Below are 17,780 nucleotides of genomic sequence, written 5' to 3' on the forward strand. Positions count from 1 at the left end.
TTTTAATTAAGTAGTACCGTGAGTGAACGGATTGTACCGGGCAAGGGTGAGCAGAACATATTGAAGGAAAAGCTGCTGGCGCTGTGCCCGGAGATTTTTCAGGACGGCAAACTGAACGTGGAGGCGCTGCAAACTCTCCTGCCCGACGAGCTGGAAGACGAGGAGCAGCAGCGCGAGCACTTTGGCCTGAACTGGCCAGGCAAGACGCGGGCGCGACAGCTGGCCCTGCAAAAGCCAGTTGGCAGCACACTCAAGCCTTGCCCCGGCGAGGGCGTGAATGAGGAGGCCACCCAGAACGTGTTCATTGAGGGCGATAACCTGGAAGTATTGAAACTACTGCGCGAAGCCTATAGTGACCAGGTGAAGATGATTTATATCGACCCGCCCTACAACACTGGTAATGACTTTGTGTATAAAGACAGTTTTGAGGATTCGGTAGAAGATTACTTGGCTAAAACCGGGCAGAAGGATGGTAAAACGCTGTTAGTGGCAAATCCAAAAGCAGCTGGTCGCTTTCACTCCAACTGGTTGAATTTTATGCTGCCTCGATTGAGGATAGCAAAAGATTTAATGAAGGAAACAGGAGTAATTTTCGTGAGTATCGGCAGTGATGAAGTAAGCAACCTAAAAGCCGTAATGAATGAGGTTTTTGGAGAAGAAAACTTCATTGGAGAGTTCGTTTGGCAGTCCAAGAAGGGTGGGGGAAGTGATTCAGGAGGAATTGTTAGCGACCATGAATACGTCTTATGCTTCGGTAACAGCACCGTAAAGAGTGCTCTATCGCGTGTACAGATAGTAGCTGAGGAGTTAGATAAAACGGATGCTATTGGCCAATATCGTAGAGGGCGAGAATTAAATAAGTGGGGTGCCAATTCTCGTCGTGAAGACCGGCCAACCATGTGGTTCTCAGTGCCAGGTCCAAATAGTGAGCAAGTGTTTCCAATTAGAAACGACGGTAGCGAGGGTTGCTGGCGATTCGGTAAGAAAAAAATGGATGAGTTTGTAAGTAAAGGCAACGCGGAGTTTGTAAGACGCGATGACGGTACTTACATAGCGTATGAGAAAATTCGCACTACTGACCCGAGAACTAAGCCATATCGCACTTACCTGTCTGATACAGGTACTACTGCGGATGGTTCTAAAACAGTAAAGGAAATCTTTGAAGGAAATAAGGTTTTTGACTTTGCCAAGCCAGTTAAGTTGCTAAAGCAATTAATTAGTATTGGTGCAACTGGTGATGAAATCATTTTAGACTTTTTTGCTGGCTCTGGAACTACCGCACAGGCAGTAATGGAGTTAAACGCTGAACAAGAGTTGAACTTAAGCTACGTGTGTGTGCAATTGCCTGAGTCTATAGATTCAAATCACACAGCTTATAAACTCGGATATCGTACAGTATCTCAGATAACTAAAGACCGATTGCGGAAAGTAAGTAATGCTTTGGTTGCCAAAGGCGGCGATGATTCTGGCCTAGGATTCGCAGCTTACGAACTTGCCAAATCAAATTTCAATGTGACGAAGTCCTATGTCGGCTCCGACGTGGGCCAGCTTACAATCGGTTTTCAGCAAGCCACCGACAAGCCCCTAGTGGAAGGCTGGACGAAGGCTGACCTGACCACGGAAATCATGCTGCTGGAAGGCTTTCCCCTTCACAGCCGGCAGGAGCCGCAGGTGCAGCTCATGGAAAACGAGGTTGTGGCCATCACATCCGACTTCAACGCCAACACGCTGTACGTGTGCCTGGACGCGCAAATGCAGGACGACACGGTGGAGGCGCTGGCCCTCGGCCGCGAAGACGTACTTGTATGCCTCGACGACGCCCTGACCGATTTACAAAAAGTGCGCTTGGATGACAAGCTGACCCTCAAAACAGTATAAGGGCGTGATGAAGCTACAATTCAACGCAGAGCAGCCGTTCCAGCTACGGGCGGTAGAAAGCGTGGTGCGTCTGTTTGAGGGCCTCGACAAGTTCGGTTCAGATTTCAGCATCAACGAGTACGAGGTAGTGCCCAATCTGCCCGAAACCGAGGAGCTGTGGGAGCCGAATCTGTTGGAAAACCTCCAGGCCGTGCAGGACGACAACGGCTTGCGCCCCAACCGCAACTTGGAAGTGGACGAGGGCGAAACGCTGCTGAGCCTCGACGCGGTGCGCTACCCCTCGTTCAGCGTGGAGATGGAAACGGGCACGGGCAAAACCTACGTGTACCTGCGCACTATCTACGAGCTGCACCAGCAGTACGGCTTCGGTAAGTTCGTGCTTGTAGTACCCAGTGTGGCTATTTATCAGGGCGTGAAAACGACCTTTAAGCAGACCAAAGACCACTTCGCCGCGCTCTACGACAAGCCAATTGTCCACCTGATTGACTACGATGGCAACAACGTGCAGCAAGTGAAGCGCTTCGCCACCTCCACGGCCTGCGAAATCTTGCTTATTACGCTCGATGCGTTCAACCGCAAGGCCAACAACCTCTACAAGCCCACCGACAAGCTGCCCGGCAGCCCGCTGCTGCCCTACGAGTACGTGGCCCAGACGCGCCCCATCCTGGTGCTGGATGAGCCGCAGAATATGGAAGGCGCGGCCGCGGCCAAGGCCCTGCGTACCCTGCGGCCTCTGCTGGCCCTGCGCTACTCGGCCACCCACAAAACCACTCCCAACCTAGTGTATCGCCTCACGCCCGTCGAGGCCTTCCGCCAGGGGCTGGTGAAGCGCGTGGAGGTAGCTGGCATTACCGAAAATGACAATTACAACGAGGGTACGGTGGCCCTGCTGGAAGTGAAAGCCAAAGCTGGCTCCACCCCCACAGCCGTGGTGCAGACCGTGCGCCAGCAGAACGGCGAGCGCAAGCCGATGGAAGTGACCCTGCGCGTGGGCCAGAAGCTGCGGGCGCAAACCGGCCTGGAAGAGCACGAAGACTTCGTGGTGGACAACATCTCGGCCGTGCCCGGCGACGAATATATCTCCTTCAAAAACGAAGTACTGGTGCCGCTGCACGCTACGCTCGGCTCGTCGCGGCCAGCCGTGTTCCGGGCGCAAATCCGCCAGACCGTGCGCGAGCACCTGCGGCGGCAAGCGGCCCTGCTGCCCCACGGCATCAAGGTGTTGTCGCTATTTTTCATCGACCGCGTAGCCAACTATGTGGATGGTGGCATTATCCAGCGCATCTTCGACGAGGAATATGAGGAGGCAGCCAAGGAGCACACCTACTTCAAAAACTACCGCGCCGCCGAGGTGCGCGATGCGTATTTTGCCAGCTACCGCAAGGGCAACGCCACCCAGCCAGTATACGTGGAAACCGAGGAGGCCAACCTGGGGGCCGACAAGGATGCCCGCAAGGCCCAGCGCGAGTCATTCGAGCTGATTATGCGCAGCAAGGAAACCCTGCTGACCCTGCCCACGCGCAGTACCGAGAAAGGCGCGAAGGTGGCCTTCATCTTCGCCCACTCGGCCCTGAAAGAAGGTTGGGACAACCCCAACGTCTTCCAGATTTGTACGCTTAACCATACTATCTCCGAGCGCAAAAAGCGTCAGGAAATCGGGCGCGGAATGCGCCTGGCGGTGAACCAGGAAGGCCAGCGTGTAAGCGAGGCCGGCGTGAACGCACTGCTGGTCGTGGCCAACGAGAGCTACGAGTCCTACGTGCGGGGCTTGCAGCGCGAGTACACCGAGGAAGGTAAGTACACCGACAGCGAACTGCCCCCGCAGCCATCCAACGCCAAGCAGCGCAAGGTGAAGCGCAACGACGCGGTGTTCCAACGGGCCGAGTTCCGGCAGATGTGGGCCAGGCTAAGCAAGCAGGTGGACTACCGCATCGAGTTCGACCCGCAACAGGTTATCAAGCGCAGCATAGAGCAGCTGCAACGCACAGCCTTCCCCCTGCCAAAGCTGAGCGTGAAGCGAGGCCAATTCGTGCAGACCGAAATTCAGATAACGCTGCTAACGGTGAGCGGCCAAGAGGCCCGGCTGAAAGTAGAGCTGTTGGACACGCGCAACCTGGCTCGCCAGGCCGAGTTCAACGTGGAGATGGGCCAAAACCTGAGTGCCGGGGCAGGCTTCAAACAATATCTGGAAAAATTTAAGGTCGAGGAGCTAACTGCCGACCCCTACAACGCCCGCCTGAAATTTAGTAACGGCTACGAGGTGACGCAAGTGCGCCCGCTACGCTTCGTGTCAGAACTGGGCGCGGTGGCCCGCCCCGAAACTACGACTGTGGAGGTATCCACCGAATACCCGGTCTTCGACGTGGTGGGCCGGGCCAGCCGAGAAACCCGGCTCACGCGCCGCACCGTGCAAACTATTTTCGCGGGCCTGACCCCGGAGAAAAAGCAGGCCTGCCTCAAAAACCCGGAAGGTTTCGCCGAGAAATTTATCAGCGTCATCAAAAACGTGCTGGCCGAGCAGGTAGCCGAGAATCTAGTATTCGAGATTGTGGGCGACGACCCTATGAGCTTGGACGAGCTGTTCCCAATTGAGCCGAAGTTCGTACAAGACCGCCTGCTCGACGCGGGCACCAACAGCATCTACAATCAGGTGCAGATTGATTCGGGCGTGGAAGCCCGCTTCGTGGAGCACCGGATGCGCGACATGCGAAAAGTGCTGTTCTACTTCAAATTCCCCAAGAGATACTGCATCGATTTGCCCCGCATCATCCGCAACTACAACCCCGACTGGGGCGTGGTGTACGAAGACATCGACCAGCAAACCAAGCTGGAACTGGTGCGCGAAACCAAAGGCTCGATGGATAAGGAGGCGCTGCGTTTTGAGCACGAAAAGCTAAAAATCACCTGTGCCGAGCGCTATTACCGCACTCTAGGTATCGACTACAGGCAAATAACCGACCAGATAGTGAACTGGCAAGAGCCGGCCGGCAGCGAGGTAGTGCAGGGGCAGGTACTGTAAGCAAATAGTCGCTTTACGCCTAAGTCTACTCGCCGCCAGCCTGTAAGCCGCTCAGCTTTCAGGCTGGCTGTGGCATTACTATTAAGTAGTGAGTCAGTTCGATATCACCACCGTACCCTCGACTACTGGTAGAGCGGTACTTGGCGATGACATCGGTAATGATGTCAATTCTTTCAAGTAGTTTATCGCTAGTGTTCCAATCGGCCTCATGGTGGCGGCCGATGATAATTAATTCGTCTAACCAGGAATTGATTTTAGCTACCCAATAGTCAATGTCTTCTTTTTGTATGTACCCAACAATGGCACTGGAATCGGTTTCTATGCCGTGTAGGTTCCGCTTATAGCGTTCGATTCCTCCTGCAGGCTTCTGCGAGTCGCTACCTATCACATACTCCTTTTCGCGAACTTTACCCGGTGCGGGCAGGCGCTTGGCCTCAATAGTAAAAACGGGTGTTCTATCCGTGGGAAGCACAAATGCCCCAATATCAGTCCGCCTGACCCGGCCCATAAGTGGGCGCTGGATAGATTCTTTCACAAAGAAAAAAACCTCATTCTTGGCGTGATGAGTCAGGTATTTTACTAACTCTTCCGTGATACTTTCCTCATCCTGCTCATTCAATACAGCAGTATTTCGGAAATGCACCAATAGCTTCTCTATGAAAGTAGTGATGCTGCGAATAATAGTTTTCTTGGGTATCTGCGGTGTTAAACCCAATGCAGGCCCACTTGATTGGAAAGAATCTCTCAGCATACAATCAGTAGCCAGCATTATACAAATCCTTTACAATCTCGTCGGCATCGCGAATAGCAATTGACCGGAGCCAGTAGCGCAGTTCAAGCGGTTTTATCAGGATTATCCTGTCGGCCTCGTACAGCTTAATGATGCGATTGATTCTGGTCGTAGCATTTAAAGTGTCTCGTACCAATTTCTCCACAGCAAGCGCATCAATTATAGTGGGCGCGACTGTGCTATGTGGTGCATCATTGACATGGTGCACATATTGAATAATTGAAACGCCAAAGCCACTGTTTGCCGTAAGTTCTATCGTTACGTAGCGGCCGAGGTCACTATCTGAACTGAACAGACTGTTCAGTACCTCGCATAGCACCTGTTGGTAAGCCTGCAAATCAGGCAGCGTAGCAGGCTGAAGCGCTCTGATATTGTTTTCCTTAGCCAAAAAATCAAGCCAATATTCCAGCGTGTCATCTACGAGTATCTGCTCAAGATAACCCAACTCATACTGTTGGTTTCTACCCAAATAAGGTAGTGCTAAAATATCTTTTTTGAGTACTGTGCGTACTGACCGCGAAATGCCACTGCGACCACTGGTGGCAGAAAGAATGAAGCGGTATAAATTGCTATTCGCGAAGGTTTCACGAATAGCCAGCAAAAGACTCTCATCGGTGGCATGAATACCGATGAACTCCTTCTTATAAGCAAGAGTAACTTGGCTGAAAACTACTGGAATAGTTTGAGAACCAATATTCTTTTTAATAACCAGTAGAGGGGGCCTAAAATTTACTTCTTTGCGCCGGCGCTGAAAATAGTTGCCGACCAAAGGGTGCGTATTGGCAATGCCGTGCTCCGTAAAGTCTGTGGACTCAAAGGTCAAGGCCCCGCTCAAATAAGGCGCAAGCTTATACCTACCCGTAATAATATCTTCGTCAGTTACTTCTTCATCGGGTTTGCCTTTGATGTAACCTTCACTTATCGCGACTGTTTTGCCAAGCTGTTTTGAGAAATAATCTTTCAGGGTAGGTAAGGCCCGGAGTTTGTTGAGCAGTAGAATCAGACGGCCTCCCCCAAGCAAGTTAGATTTCCAAATTAGAGGGTCGAACACGGCCTCCCGATGCTTGACTAAATGAAAGTCATAGTGGTCAAATTCAAAGTAATGTCGCTGAACCATTACTTTGAGTTTTTTAGCTATTACATGATAAATGTAATCATACTTAGTTGCGTTATTCTCAATGAATACCGCCGCTACAGCCACATTTTTTTCATTACCCTTGTTTCTGAATAAGGTATTGCTTAAGTAAGTGAAATCGATTATTTGGGGAATAGAATATCTTTCAAAAAATCGCTGTCTAAAATTTATTGATTTTGCCGATGAATTGTATAGAAGTGGCCCCGAAGGAAGAATGAAGCAAAGCAGGCCTTTCGGAGCAAGAAGTTTCTCCGATAGAACAGTAAATAAAATAGCACTTTGGTTCTTAGGTATTGTTACGTCAATGTCAACCATGGTCATAATACCATGCTGTTTGACGTAAGAATTAGGATACTCTATAAAAGGCGGGTTACCAATAATTATGTCGAATTGATTATTTTTTGCTTGTATAATCCAGGTGAAAAAGTCTTCGGCGATTATGTTACCGCTTAGGTTACTAAACTTCAGGTCTTCCCAAATGACCTTGGGTGAGAAGATATCGCAAAGTGTTAGGCTCAAACTAAAAACGGCGAGGCTTACTGCTTCTGTGGCAATATCAACGCCATAGACGCTCTGCACTAGCAGTTGCTGTAATTCGTGCAGATTACTCCCGTTGGGCTTGACCCAATAGCCTAGTTCATGAAATTTTTCAACCCGCCACCAATCAACGAGCCTCTTGTAAGCGGATACAAGGAAGATACCAGAGCCGCAAGCGGGGTCCAGTATACGGTAGTCACGCTGTGGCCGATGAATCGGCATTGTTTCATCAATGAGGAAATTAACTAAAAAGGAGGGAGTGTAAGCTACACCGTTATCCTTTGTGTTTTCTAGAAATTCCTCATAAATATTGCTTATTAGTTCAATTGGTAAATAATTGAATGAATACTGGCTCCATAAGACATACTGATGTCCATCTATCCTGCCAGACAAAAAATCCGCCAGTGGTTGAATGTCAGCTGACTCTATCTTACTAACCTCGTCTTCAAGAATGTTGAATATATGGCCGCCGAAGTGATTGCTTAGGAAATGAAGTATAGCTAATAAATATTTATTAGCGTGTAGAATGCCATTTTCTATGGCAGCTACGTAGTTAGCGGAAAACCCAAACTCTGCTTTGTTGAAAATATCTTTGGAAAATACCCGCGTTTCATTGCCATCAGCATCGATATCAACGCGTTCTTCCAAGTACTTTATTAGAATACTTACTATTAGTAACTTGTTAGCTACTTTTTGGTCTAAGACAATTTGTTTATTAAACTTCTGACGGGCATTGCGCAGTTCGGATATTAGTTTCTCGTAAGCAGTTGTGTTGTAAGAAAATTGGGATTTGTGTATTTCCCAAAATGAGCCATTATCAAATTTGCGACCTGAGTATTCGTCAAACCTTTCCTTCGCATCACTAATAAGATTCAGAGTTTCGAAGGGCTGTACCGCTAATTCACCATCTTTGATAATTACAGGCTTAGAAGAATTATAAACAATTAAATCACTTTTAGTAATAATAAAATAGATACGTACATCAGTACTGCTCCACACTTTGCGGTGTAGTTCTGGAATGGAATCTACTTGTCTACCCGTTGAGAAATCAAAGAGGTATACCTGTGCTACTGGAGCACGATTATCAGCGTTATTCTTAAAATACACCGCGTCCGCCCCAATCTTTTTAGCCCGCTCAAGCAAGAGCAAGTGATACGGCTCCAATATCGAGTTAGCCGTTGCTAAGCTTGAAACCAGTAACAGGCCACTTCCTGTATCCCCAACTGGCATATCCACGCGGTCTAGCGCTTGTGCAAAGCTGGGGGATACGTTGTGCATGGTGGGATAGTACGCGTTGGTTGGCCAAAAGTAATAGCAGCAGCTAACATTGCTGGCAAAAAATAACGCTGTTGATGCTGAAAGACGCGGAGGTGTTAATAATGAGCAGTCTTATTCCGGTACTATAATCCCAGAGCCCGGCCCGCGTTATACTTGATGATGTCATCCAGCCGGGTGTAGCGGCTAATCATTGCATCCGTTTTCTGCTTGGTCTGATTCTTAATGAAGTCGTTGCTCTGTCCTGCTAACTTGGCCGTGGTGATAAACGCCACCCGTAGCGAGTGGGCAGAGTACTTCGCGCCTAGATGCTCTTTCACCAATAGGTTAACGCGCCGGTCGGCCAGGCGCTTATCCGTAGGCTTGCCCGGCTCACTTGGCCGGCCCCGTTTCAGTGACACGAATAGCGGCCCCTGCGTGCGGCCCGCGAGCAGCGCTACCCATGCTTTGTAAGCCTCAATTGGGCAATATGCAGGGTTGTCGGCGTAGAAAATGACTTTCTGCTCGATGTTACCTGCTTGGTTGGCCTTGCTTTTAGGAAGCGTTACTACCAATACCTCGTCGGCCGCGTCGTGCACCATTTCTATATGCTCTATGTTGAGACCCACCAATTCGGAGCGCCGAAAGGCTCCTGTGAAACCGAGTAGCAGTAGCGCCCGCGCCCGCAGCCCATCCGGCCGCGAGAGGTCCAACCGGTCGATGGTGCGCTTGAGGTGGGGCACCGAAAAGGCCGGGGCCTGTTTCTGCTTTTTGCCAATTTCCCGCGCCACGCCCTTCCGCAGCACGTCCAGCGCCGGGTCATTGACAGCCGAAGGCAGCCCGAGCAACTGGTGATTCTTCTCGATAGCGGATAAGTGCCGGGTGATTGTGGCCAGCTTGCGACCCACATCAGCCAGGTGCGCCACGTAGCCGGCCAGCGTTTCCAGGGCAGCGGGCCAGGGGGCGAGTTCGTTTTTCTTACAATAGGCCTCGTAGGACCGTAAGTCGGCTGAGTACGCGAGGCGCGTATTGTCGGAGCCTTCGAGGCCGCGCAGCAGATACCGCTCGACGTTGGGCGCCACGCGGCTGGCCAGGTCGGCGGCCAGCGCCAGTGCCGGCCGGTCAGCACCGACTACGGTCAGGCCTTTTTCTCCCTTTTGTTCTTTGTACTGCTTACTCATGGGTGGCCAGCTGGGCGTAAGTTGCTTCAATCATAATCGCAAGGACATTGGCCATCGCCAGCGCTAGCCGGGCATCGGAGCGCAGCAGCCGGGCAACTTTCGCCGCCGTGGTTTCGGCCGGAGCCGTCCCTGTTGAGGATGGGCAGGAGAGCAGCCGGGCCGGCGACACGTCCAGCCAGTTGCAAAAGTGCAGGAACACCGGCAGGTCAGGTAGGCGCTGTTGCTCGACTCGCAGTAGCGTACCCACACTGACCGGACCGATAGTCTTACTGATTTCCTCGGCTGCTTCGCGCAGGGTCTGGCCGCCGCGCTTGGTGCGGACCAGCGAAGCCAGCAGTTGGGTATCGACTTGGTACAACATTTTGCAATTGTAAAATATCGCCGGTCAGCGGTGGTTTTGCAATTGCAAAAAGATAGGAAGCCGGCCCAACAAATATAGGCAGAGTTTAGGGCCGATAACTAACGTTTATGGTTCCTAAACTCTAAAAAGGAGAGGGGACGGATAGTGATGCATGGTCAAACGACTTTTGGCAGTGGACACCGCAAAACTTCGCACTACATTTACCGACCGCATTCCCGCCCAATTCGCCTACTCATTTTTTATGGCCAAAAGCTACTCTCTATTTTTTTCACTCCTTCTTATAAGTGTCCCCGTGCTGGCTCAACGACCCCAGCCCGCTGCGGTGAGTTTGCCACCAGCCGACACTGTTTATTTTGACCGCGATTGGGAACGCACCAAAACGTTGGAAGAATGTGCTTATGCCCGCGTCGCCCACCGCGATGCCACTGGCCAGCCTGTAGGCACGGTGCGCGACTATTATTACCCCTCGTGGAAAAAGCAGTCGGAGGGCAAAATGACTCATGAAAGTCCTGACCGGGCGAATGGATTATGCACGGGCTGGTTTGAAAATGGACAACTGAGTTTTCGCGGCACTTTTGTGAATGGCCAGGCACAGGCCGATTACCGGAGTTGGCGTGAAGATGGTCGGCCCGTGACCTGCACGTTCACCACTCGCGATGCCTTACCACTTATCAATGCAACGCTGGGCTGCTCGAACTGTATGGCGAGTAGCCGGAAGGTTTTCACCGTGGACTTGCCCGCTAATACGGTAGGTGTTGTCTACAAGCTCGATTTGCGTGATGAAGGCCAGCCCCCCATATCGTGGTCCACGGCCTTATCCCTAGCCGCGACTGTTGGTACGGGTGGGACCGCTGCGCCAGCTTTACTTGCTTCGGTTGCCTCGTCGTTGGCTAGTCGCGGCAGTGGCTCGGCCACCAAGCCTACCAAGTGCCATTGGTATATTACCGCTAGCCCAGTGGCCGCCCAGCAGTTCACGGACTCGAAGGGTTCCATTACGATACCCAATGGCCTCTATCGGAGCGAAACGAATGTGCCTCAAATCACTAGCCCAATGTCAGTTGTTGGTGGTACGCGTCGGCTATTTGTGTGTGTTAATAATGACAATAAGACTGCGGATGCAACTGCTACCTTAAGCGTAACGGCACTTGTGCAGTCTTGTAATTAGTCAACGCTTCGACCAATGAACTACTGGCATATCATGATGCATCCCGGCAATCAAGCCGAGTTTGACCGAGCCCGCGTCACCAGAATTTTGGAGGAAACTGATTATATCGGTGTTGGCGAGTGGGACGAAGGAGAGGGTATAATCCGCCAGTTTCGAGATGATATGGCTGTTGGAGACGTGGTATTAGTACGAAGCAAAGGACCGCTTGCTTTGGTAATAGTTGTGGGTGAGCCAGAATACGAAGAAGCTCCCAACGAAGAACTTGATTGGTTTCAAAACCGACGAGCAGTTAAAATACTAGCTTGGCATACCCAGGAGGTTCGCCAGATTTTAGGTAATCAGCTAGATGGTGTTTATCCAAGCAAGTCATTCTCCCTAGCTAACAATAGCTCCTACATTCGTACCTGGCACAAGATGATTATGCGTGAAGCTAGACTGAATGAGATAACTGACCTGTTGAAAGCCAAAGGGCAGGTGATTTTGCAAGGCCCACCGGGTACCGGCAAAACCTGGCTGGCGGAGCGAGTCGCCGAGCAATTAGCCGCCGCTTCCGATGTGAAGCTGGTACAGTTTCATCCTGCGTATGCTTACGAAGACTTTGTGCGGGGTATTGTGGCCAAGGCCGGTGAGCATGGTGGCCTGGAGTACCAGGCGGAAAACAAAACCTTGGCGGAGTTTGCAAAGCTGGCTGCTGCTGCGCCGGCGGGGCAATACTTCGTGCTGATAATTGATGAAATCAACCGTGCCAACTTACCCTCGGTATTGGGCGAGTTGATTTATGCGCTGGAGTACCGGGGTAAGCGGGTGGAGAGTCTGTACGCTGATGCGGAGACGGGTGACAGGGGATTGGTACTGCCGGAGAACCTGCTGATAATCGGCACCATGAATACCGCTGACCGGTCAATCGGCCACTTAGACTATGCTATTCGGCGGCGATTCGCCTTTGTAACGGTGTTGCCGGAGGAAGAGCCGATTGCCGACGAGGCCGGTCGGAAGCTGTTTCGGGAAGTGGCAGCGCTATTTGAAAAGAATCTATTAGTGCTGGAGTTCGAGCGCGAGCAGGTTCAGCCGGGTCACAGCTACTTTATGACGAAAGCTGATAAGGGGCTGACATTGAAGCAGAAGCTTGATTATGAGATTCGGCCACTGCTGCGCGAGTATTTACGAGATGGCATCCTACGGCCAGAAGCAAAAAAGCTAGTGGAAGACCTGCGAGCGTAGTTGGCGATGCTAGTACAGGTACGCGAACACGCCAAGTGGAAAGAAGAGCCCGCTACCTATCAGGGACTGGATGGCTTAACGCTACGCTTTAAAGGGCGCGAGCAGGAGGAGGGTATTTGCGTAGCCGTGCGGGAGGTGGGCAATAAGTGGCTGCTGAAAACGCATTATTATGTAGGGGCCGGTTGGCTACGACCGGGTGAGGTGGCAGTGCAGGTGCAGCCAAAACTAAACGAAGCAGGCCGTAATCTGAACCACTTAGCCATGCTGTTTGCCTGTTTGAGCAATACAGAGGTGATTCCGCACCTGGGAGAATTATACGAACTCGACCTAGAAGCACCACCAGTATCCTTGCCTCGTCAGGATGATTTGCTTACGCCGGTATTGGTCGCGCACTTCCTGCACCTGGTAAGCACGGTGGTACGGCAGGGCCTGCGAAAGGGCTACAACCCCGTAAAGCGAGAACTACGCGGGCGAGTAAAGGGAAAAATTGAAGTGGCTAAAACGTTGCGGCAGGGTGTGCTGAAGGGCCGGCCCTTGGCTGTCGCGTGTGCTTATGAGGAATTTAGTGTTGACATTCCCGAAAACCGTCTGTTGAAGCAAGCTCTACGCTTTGCCGGGCATCATTTACAGCGGTATCCTGCCCTTGAAGTCGAGCTGGCACCCCTGTTGCGCTACTGCGAGCCTGCTTTTGTAGACGTAAGTGAAGATGACGAATGGCAGAGCGGCCTGAATTCAGGCCGCAATTCCTTGTATCGCAGCTATAACGAGGCGATACGGGTGGGGCAACTGCTGTTGCGCCGGTTTGGGTACTCCTTGCGTGAGGCGGAGGAAAAGGCGGGCGATTCGATTATGGTGCCGCCCCATTGGCTGGATATGAGTCGCCTGTTTGAGCTGTATGTGTTGGGATTGCTACGCAAACAGTTTGGAGAGCGGATACTATATGGGGAGGACCAGGCGAAAGCGAAATACGGTCTGCCAGACTTCCTGTTAACAGGGGAAACCCCGTGGATAATTGACACGAAATACAAGCGGGCGTACCAAAAGCGAGATTATCTGATTGAAGATGTGCGGCAGCTAAGTGGCTATGCACGAGACACCGGAGTGCTAGAGCGGCTTGGCTATGTCAGCCCGGAAGAGCAAACCAAGGCGATGATTAATTGCCTTATAGTATATCCACAGCGGCTGAGTGGGGCGGCGGAGCTAGCAAAAATGGTGGAAGCGTTTCCAGCCGAGGACCAGTTGCAGGACTTTGCAATTAAGCAGTTCGTTAGCTTCTACAAGCTGGCTGTATGCTTACCTCAACTAGCTAATTCAGACAGCACAATTGATTAGCTAACGCAAGAAATGGGGCTAAATACACCAGCAATCGTATCTCCCACACTGCCTCACTAAAAGCTGTTTGGCGTAGTTTAGCGTGTTCTATAATTTGTTGCTTTGCCGAACTACCTGTTTATTGATGAGTGTGGAGACCCTACGTTCTATGGGCACCGCAAAAAGCTTTTAGTAGGGACCCCTGGCTACCAGCCCCTGTTGCTCATGGGCTCGCTCACGACCAGCAACCGACGGCAGTTACGGGCCGCCGTCCTACAGTTCCAGCAAGCCATCCTGGCAGACCCCTTATATAATACCATCCCCTCGGTCGCCAAGCCCGGCTGGTACCTGCACGCTAAGAATGACCACCCGGAAGTGCGCGCCAAGTTTTTCGAGCTGCTGCGTCAGTTGCCCGACTTTGCTATCCACATCGTTATCGGCCGCAAGAAGCTAGAGGTATTTAACCGCAAGCACAACAACAGCCCGACCGAGTTTTACTTTGACCTGCTGCACCACCTGCTGAAGGATTGCCTGCACGAGCCTGACCAGGCCTACGCTATTTACCTGGCCCAGCGGGGTAAGAACAACAGTGACCGGTTTCAGGCAGCGGTTGATAAGGCTTTGCCCCCGGCCGGGCAGGCTGCCGACGCTGCGGGGCCGGTTGTCAGCAAGCTGGCCATCGTGCTGAGCAGTGAGTACCCCGAGCTAAGCATTGTGGACTACTGCCTGTGGGCCTTGCAGCGCTACATCTTTAAAGAGGAAGCCCGCTTTTTCAAGGCGCTGGAAAACCGTTACGCCGTTATCGTGGATATCTATGACGAGGCCCGCTTTCCCGCGAACGGCCACATTTACGGTCCTCACAACCCCTTCACCACCCAGCTGGCCAGCCCTTTCGAGAAGCCGGTCTAGGGCCAACAAAAAAGGCAAAAGGTTCTCCCTCCCTCGTGCCAATACTGGCAACCCCCGCACGAGGCGAGTTCTAGGAGAAGGCCAACCTTTTGCCTTGTGATGCTGGTGCAAGAGCGAATCCCTTGCGATGACAAACTTACACAAACTTACACCGATTTACACAAAATCGTTTCAAGTTGATTTTGCAATTGCAAAAACTGCATAAGAATTAGTCAATGAGAAGAGGCTTCGTTCTTTTTGGCTTTTAGATTATCTGCTTAAAGTGGGAGTGCCATACATATCAACCCAGCGGAGGTATTCTTTCTCTGACAGCCGTCGCACCAGATATTCCGGCAGGCTCAGCCCCCGAGCAGTGAGTACCCATTCCTGAAAAGAAGGTAACTCAGTGGCCCAGCAATGTGCCCAGCCATTGTGGTACAAGTCAGGCCGCGAAGCCAGCGGCTGTGCATCGACCCAACTCACAAACTCATCATCGGTGGGCGCAAGCCCGAGCGCCAACGCCTGGTGCAGGTAAGCCTGAGCTAACTCACTTATGCGTTGCGTGAAATCTTTCATGCGGTAGTGTTTTCCAGAAAATAAAAATGCCCGGTCGGTGGGACCAGGCACTGGTTTTAGTAATCGTTGTCCTGAACTGGCTCGCTGTAGAATCACAACCCAGTCAGCCGCTAGTCTCTATTTGAACGTGCGGGCTTTCAGCAGGTCAGAATTGGCTAGCTTGAGCTTAATGTTCCGTCCGCCGCCCTTCTCGTACAACTCGATTATCAGCTGCTTTTGCTCGGGGATGGTGAACTTCTTGAAGATGTAGACTTGCTGCAACTTACTCTTGGCATCAATCTTTTTCTTCGCTCCATTGTAGACGTAGATGGGGTTAATCTCAATGGCTTGCTCGGCCGTGCGCTTGGCCACCTGCTTGTCCTGAATGTAAAATTTCACAAAGTCCACGTCGTAAGTGACGTTCGACTTATTGGCGACGTGCAGGGGAAAAAACAGGGTTTCCTGCTTGTAGCCGACGGCCCCGGCGCGCAGGCTGAGTTGGTTGGCGCTTTCACTGGCTGATGAGCCACCTCGCGCCAGCGCCTGCACCGAGTAGGCATCCAGACTTCCTTGGGGGATAGGCGAATTTGATAGGATAGCGCCGCCCGTCGAGGCAGTAGCCTGGCCACCGCCAGCAGCCCCACCGGCCGCGCCCATGTCGAAGCTGAGCACCTTCGGGTCGTGCTGGTAGTTGACCAGGAACATATACAGCTTGCCACCCGAGGTTAATACCGTCATGTTGGCCTCGGGGAAAGCGTTGCTTGCCGCTTTTACGCGCACAATGTTTTCCGCGCCAGTGGCCTTTGAGGCGATGATGCCGGGGTTACCCAGGTCCACGTAAGTAACCGGGTAGGGGAAGACCAGATGGGTAGTCTTTTGGTCGCTGACGTAGAGCGGCGTAACCGGCAGCTTGCCCGCCTCGCCGTTCGCGCCCAGGTCGATGCCGAGTAGTTTGGGACTTCGTTGGTAGTTGACCACAAACGTGTAGAGCTTACCCCCAGTGGTTAAAACCGTCATGTTGGTTTCGCCGAAGCCCGCGCCGGCCGCCTTCACCCGGACAATGTTTTCGGAGCCCGTAGCTTTGGCCGCGATGATGCCCGAGCTACCTAAGTCCACATAGGTAACGGGCTGAGGGAAGACCAGGTGAGTAGTCTTCAGGTCGCTGACGTACAGGTTAATAGTTGGTAGCTTATTCGCTTCCGTAGCGTTGGCAATCTTCTGCGCTACTGCGTGGGTAGGCCGGAAAGCAGCAAATACGAGGGCCAGGGCCAGGCAGGACTTAATTTTCATAGTTCAGGTTAGTCTTTATCGACTTTAAGCATGATGTTGTAGCCAGCTTTTAGCCGCACTTTAACCAGGCGGATTTTCTTTTGGCCCAGGCTCTTGACCGCGTTGACTGCCACCCCAGCTGCTGCCGTGGTAGGGTCGCCGCTCATGGTCATCATGTCGGCCGCGCCCATTGCGTCCGCCCCCGCCTGCTTCGAGGCATCCCGCGTGATAGCGCCCGGAATGTGCAGGCCTTCCAGCCCGTCCACGTCGTACACTTCCAGCGAGGCCGGGAAGATGTTGTTGCCCGATTTGAGGGTTTCAATGGTGATGGTGAGGCGTTCCCCAGCCAGCGCGCACTTGCCGTAGATGAAGGTGTTTGCCGCCAGCCGGTGACCATTAACCACGGCCGCGTCAGTGAGACGCATTTTCACCAGCGAGCCGCTGACTACTTCCTGCGATTCATGAATTACGGCCGGCAGGGTGTTAGCGCCCATCCCCGACGAGCTGCCATCATCTAGGCCTTGAAAGGAAGCGGTGCGCTTTTTACCCGTTCCGTTGGAGCCCAGGCGCGATACGATAGCATCGTCATCGACCATCAAAGCTCTGGTGGCAGGCTTTTTCTTAACTACTGCTGGCTTAGTCACCGTCACGGCCGCGCCACCCGCGCTGGCCGTGGCCATCGACTGGGCGTTGATGCGTTCCAGGCTAGCCTGCGTGCGGGCCTCGTCCAGTTCACGCTGATGCTGCGCCCGCATTAATTCCATCTGCTGCTCGGGCGAAAGCGCCGCTACCCCGCCCGTCGCTACCTGCCCGTTTGATTGCTGCGCAGCCTGCACCGCCGCCAATTGCTTTTGTGCCGCGAGCACCGCCGCGTCACTGGAGGCCGTAGCCGGCTGGCCATTGGCTGAAACCCCGTAGGCCATCCCTCCTGCTTTGGCCGTGTCAACCCGACCGTTCACCAAGTCACGGTTGCGCAGGGAATCTACTGGCGCGGAGTACGCCGCCAGCTTACTGCTGGTGATAGTAGAATTGCCCGCTTTGGGCAAGTCCGTGTTAATGCCAGGCTGAATCGGTGCAGCGCCGGAAGCCACCGCGCCTTTTCCTCCATCGCCCAGCCAGAACATAGCGGCCATGAATGGCACCCCTACAATCGGAATGAAGGTGGCCATCTTGCGCGTCCGGTAGAACTGCGCGTCTTTGGTGGTAGCCATACTAC

The 17,780-nt window shown here is 52.6% G+C and carries 13 protein-coding genes; 6 read left to right on the forward strand and 7 right to left on the reverse strand.

Annotation, left to right across the window (positions count from 1 at the left end; translation table 11 throughout):
- Positions 1-18: 18 nt before the first annotated feature.
- Positions 19-1,878, forward strand: a complete 1,860-nt coding sequence (locus tag FNT36_RS24885; protein ID WP_144853394.1) for a site-specific DNA-methyltransferase — start codon at positions 19-21, stop codon at positions 1,876-1,878.
- Between the two features lie 7 nt (positions 1,879-1,885).
- Positions 1,886-4,897 (forward strand): restriction endonuclease, encoded by a 3,012-nt coding sequence (locus FNT36_RS24890; RefSeq protein ID WP_144853395.1) that lies wholly within the window; start codon positions 1,886-1,888, stop codon positions 4,895-4,897.
- A 58-nt stretch (positions 4,898-4,955) separates the two neighbouring features.
- Here the strand turns inward: FNT36_RS24890 and FNT36_RS24895 are convergent, their stop codons facing one another.
- From FNT36_RS24895 to FNT36_RS24910, 4 genes are all read right to left on the reverse strand, one after another.
- Positions 4,956-5,648 (reverse strand): hypothetical protein, encoded by a 693-nt coding sequence (locus FNT36_RS24895; protein ID WP_144853397.1) that lies wholly within the window; start codon positions 5,646-5,648, stop codon positions 4,956-4,958.
- A 4-nt stretch (positions 5,649-5,652) separates the two neighbouring features.
- On the reverse strand, positions 5,653-8,637 hold the full coding sequence (locus FNT36_RS24900; protein ID WP_144853399.1) for an HsdM family class I SAM-dependent methyltransferase: 2,985 nt from the start codon (positions 8,635-8,637) through the stop codon (positions 5,653-5,655).
- 122 nt (positions 8,638-8,759) lie between these two features.
- Entirely contained in the window at positions 8,760-9,794 is a 1,035-nt protein-coding gene (locus FNT36_RS24905; protein ID WP_144853400.1) for a site-specific integrase, read from the reverse strand.
- The gene (locus FNT36_RS24910) at positions 9,787-10,155 is read right to left on the reverse strand and encodes an XRE family transcriptional regulator (protein ID WP_144853402.1); all 369 of its coding nucleotides are present in this window, start codon (positions 10,153-10,155) and stop codon (positions 9,787-9,789) included. The genes FNT36_RS24905 and FNT36_RS24910 overlap by 8 nt, the downstream gene beginning before the upstream one ends.
- 292 nt (positions 10,156-10,447) lie before the next feature.
- Here FNT36_RS24910 and FNT36_RS24915 point away from each other — a divergent pair, with 292 nt between their 5' ends.
- The 4 genes from FNT36_RS24915 (at position 10,448) to FNT36_RS24930 (ending at position 14,761) form a co-directional block, all read left to right on the forward strand.
- The gene (locus FNT36_RS24915) at positions 10,448-11,320 is read left to right on the forward strand and encodes a toxin-antitoxin system YwqK family antitoxin (RefSeq protein WP_144853405.1); all 873 of its coding nucleotides are present in this window, start codon (positions 10,448-10,450) and stop codon (positions 11,318-11,320) included.
- A gap of 15 nt (positions 11,321-11,335) precedes the next feature.
- Positions 11,336-12,541, forward strand: a complete 1,206-nt coding sequence (locus FNT36_RS24920) for an McrB family protein (RefSeq protein WP_144853406.1) — start codon at positions 11,336-11,338, stop codon at positions 12,539-12,541.
- Between the two features lie 6 nt (positions 12,542-12,547).
- Positions 12,548-13,873: a 5-methylcytosine restriction system specificity protein McrC gene (locus tag FNT36_RS24925; protein WP_144853408.1), complete on the forward strand. Its 1,326-nt coding sequence runs from the start codon at positions 12,548-12,550 to the stop codon at positions 13,871-13,873.
- Between the two features lie 102 nt (positions 13,874-13,975).
- The gene (locus tag FNT36_RS24930) at positions 13,976-14,761 is read left to right on the forward strand and encodes a DUF3800 domain-containing protein (protein WP_144853410.1); all 786 of its coding nucleotides are present in this window, start codon (positions 13,976-13,978) and stop codon (positions 14,759-14,761) included.
- 249 nt (positions 14,762-15,010) lie between these two features.
- Here the strand turns inward: FNT36_RS24930 and FNT36_RS24935 are convergent, their stop codons facing one another.
- From FNT36_RS24935 to traM, 3 genes are all read right to left on the reverse strand, one after another.
- The gene (locus tag FNT36_RS24935; RefSeq protein ID WP_144853411.1) at positions 15,011-15,316 is read right to left on the reverse strand and encodes a hypothetical protein; all 306 of its coding nucleotides are present in this window, start codon (positions 15,314-15,316) and stop codon (positions 15,011-15,013) included.
- A 117-nt stretch (positions 15,317-15,433) separates the two neighbouring features.
- Positions 15,434-16,585 (reverse strand): conjugative transposon protein TraN, encoded by a 1,152-nt coding sequence (gene traN, locus FNT36_RS24940; protein WP_144853412.1) that lies wholly within the window; start codon positions 16,583-16,585, stop codon positions 15,434-15,436.
- A gap of 8 nt (positions 16,586-16,593) precedes the next feature.
- Complete coding sequence (traM, locus tag FNT36_RS24945; protein WP_144853413.1) at positions 16,594-17,775, reverse strand: conjugative transposon protein TraM; 1,182 nt, start codon at positions 17,773-17,775, stop codon at positions 16,594-16,596.
- Positions 17,776-17,780 lie beyond the last annotated feature (5 nt).

This window comes from Hymenobacter setariae, from assembly GCF_007713685.1.
GTDB lineage: Bacteria > Bacteroidota > Bacteroidia > Cytophagales > Hymenobacteraceae > Hymenobacter > Hymenobacter setariae.

What these genes read in the sequence shown, in the direction of transcription:
- FNT36_RS24910 (WP_144853402.1), bottom strand. Translation starts at nt 10,155, where the DNA reads ATGTTGTACCAAGTCGATACCCAACTGCTGGCTTCGCTGGTCCGCACC.
- FNT36_RS24925 (WP_144853408.1), top strand. Translation starts at nt 12,548, where the DNA reads ATGCTAGTACAGGTACGCGAACACGCCAAGTGGAAAGAAGAGCCCGCT.
- traM (WP_144853413.1), bottom strand. Translation starts at nt 17,775, where the DNA reads ATGGCTACCACCAAAGACGCGCAGTTCTACCGGACGCGCAAGATGGCC.
- FNT36_RS24935 (WP_144853411.1), bottom strand. Translation starts at nt 15,316, where the DNA reads ATGAAAGATTTCACGCAACGCATAAGTGAGTTAGCTCAGGCTTACCTG.
- FNT36_RS24890 (WP_144853395.1), top strand. Translation starts at nt 1,886, where the DNA reads ATGAAGCTACAATTCAACGCAGAGCAGCCGTTCCAGCTACGGGCGGTA.
- traN (WP_144853412.1), bottom strand. Translation starts at nt 16,585, where the DNA reads ATGAAAATTAAGTCCTGCCTGGCCCTGGCCCTCGTATTTGCTGCTTTC.
- FNT36_RS24895 (WP_144853397.1), bottom strand. Translation starts at nt 5,648, where the DNA reads ATGCTGAGAGATTCTTTCCAATCAAGTGGGCCTGCATTGGGTTTAACA.
- FNT36_RS24920 (WP_144853406.1), top strand. Translation starts at nt 11,336, where the DNA reads ATGAACTACTGGCATATCATGATGCATCCCGGCAATCAAGCCGAGTTT.
- FNT36_RS24900 (WP_144853399.1), bottom strand. Translation starts at nt 8,637, where the DNA reads ATGCACAACGTATCCCCCAGCTTTGCACAAGCGCTAGACCGCGTGGAT.
- FNT36_RS24905 (WP_144853400.1), bottom strand. Translation starts at nt 9,794, where the DNA reads ATGAGTAAGCAGTACAAAGAACAAAAGGGAGAAAAAGGCCTGACCGTA.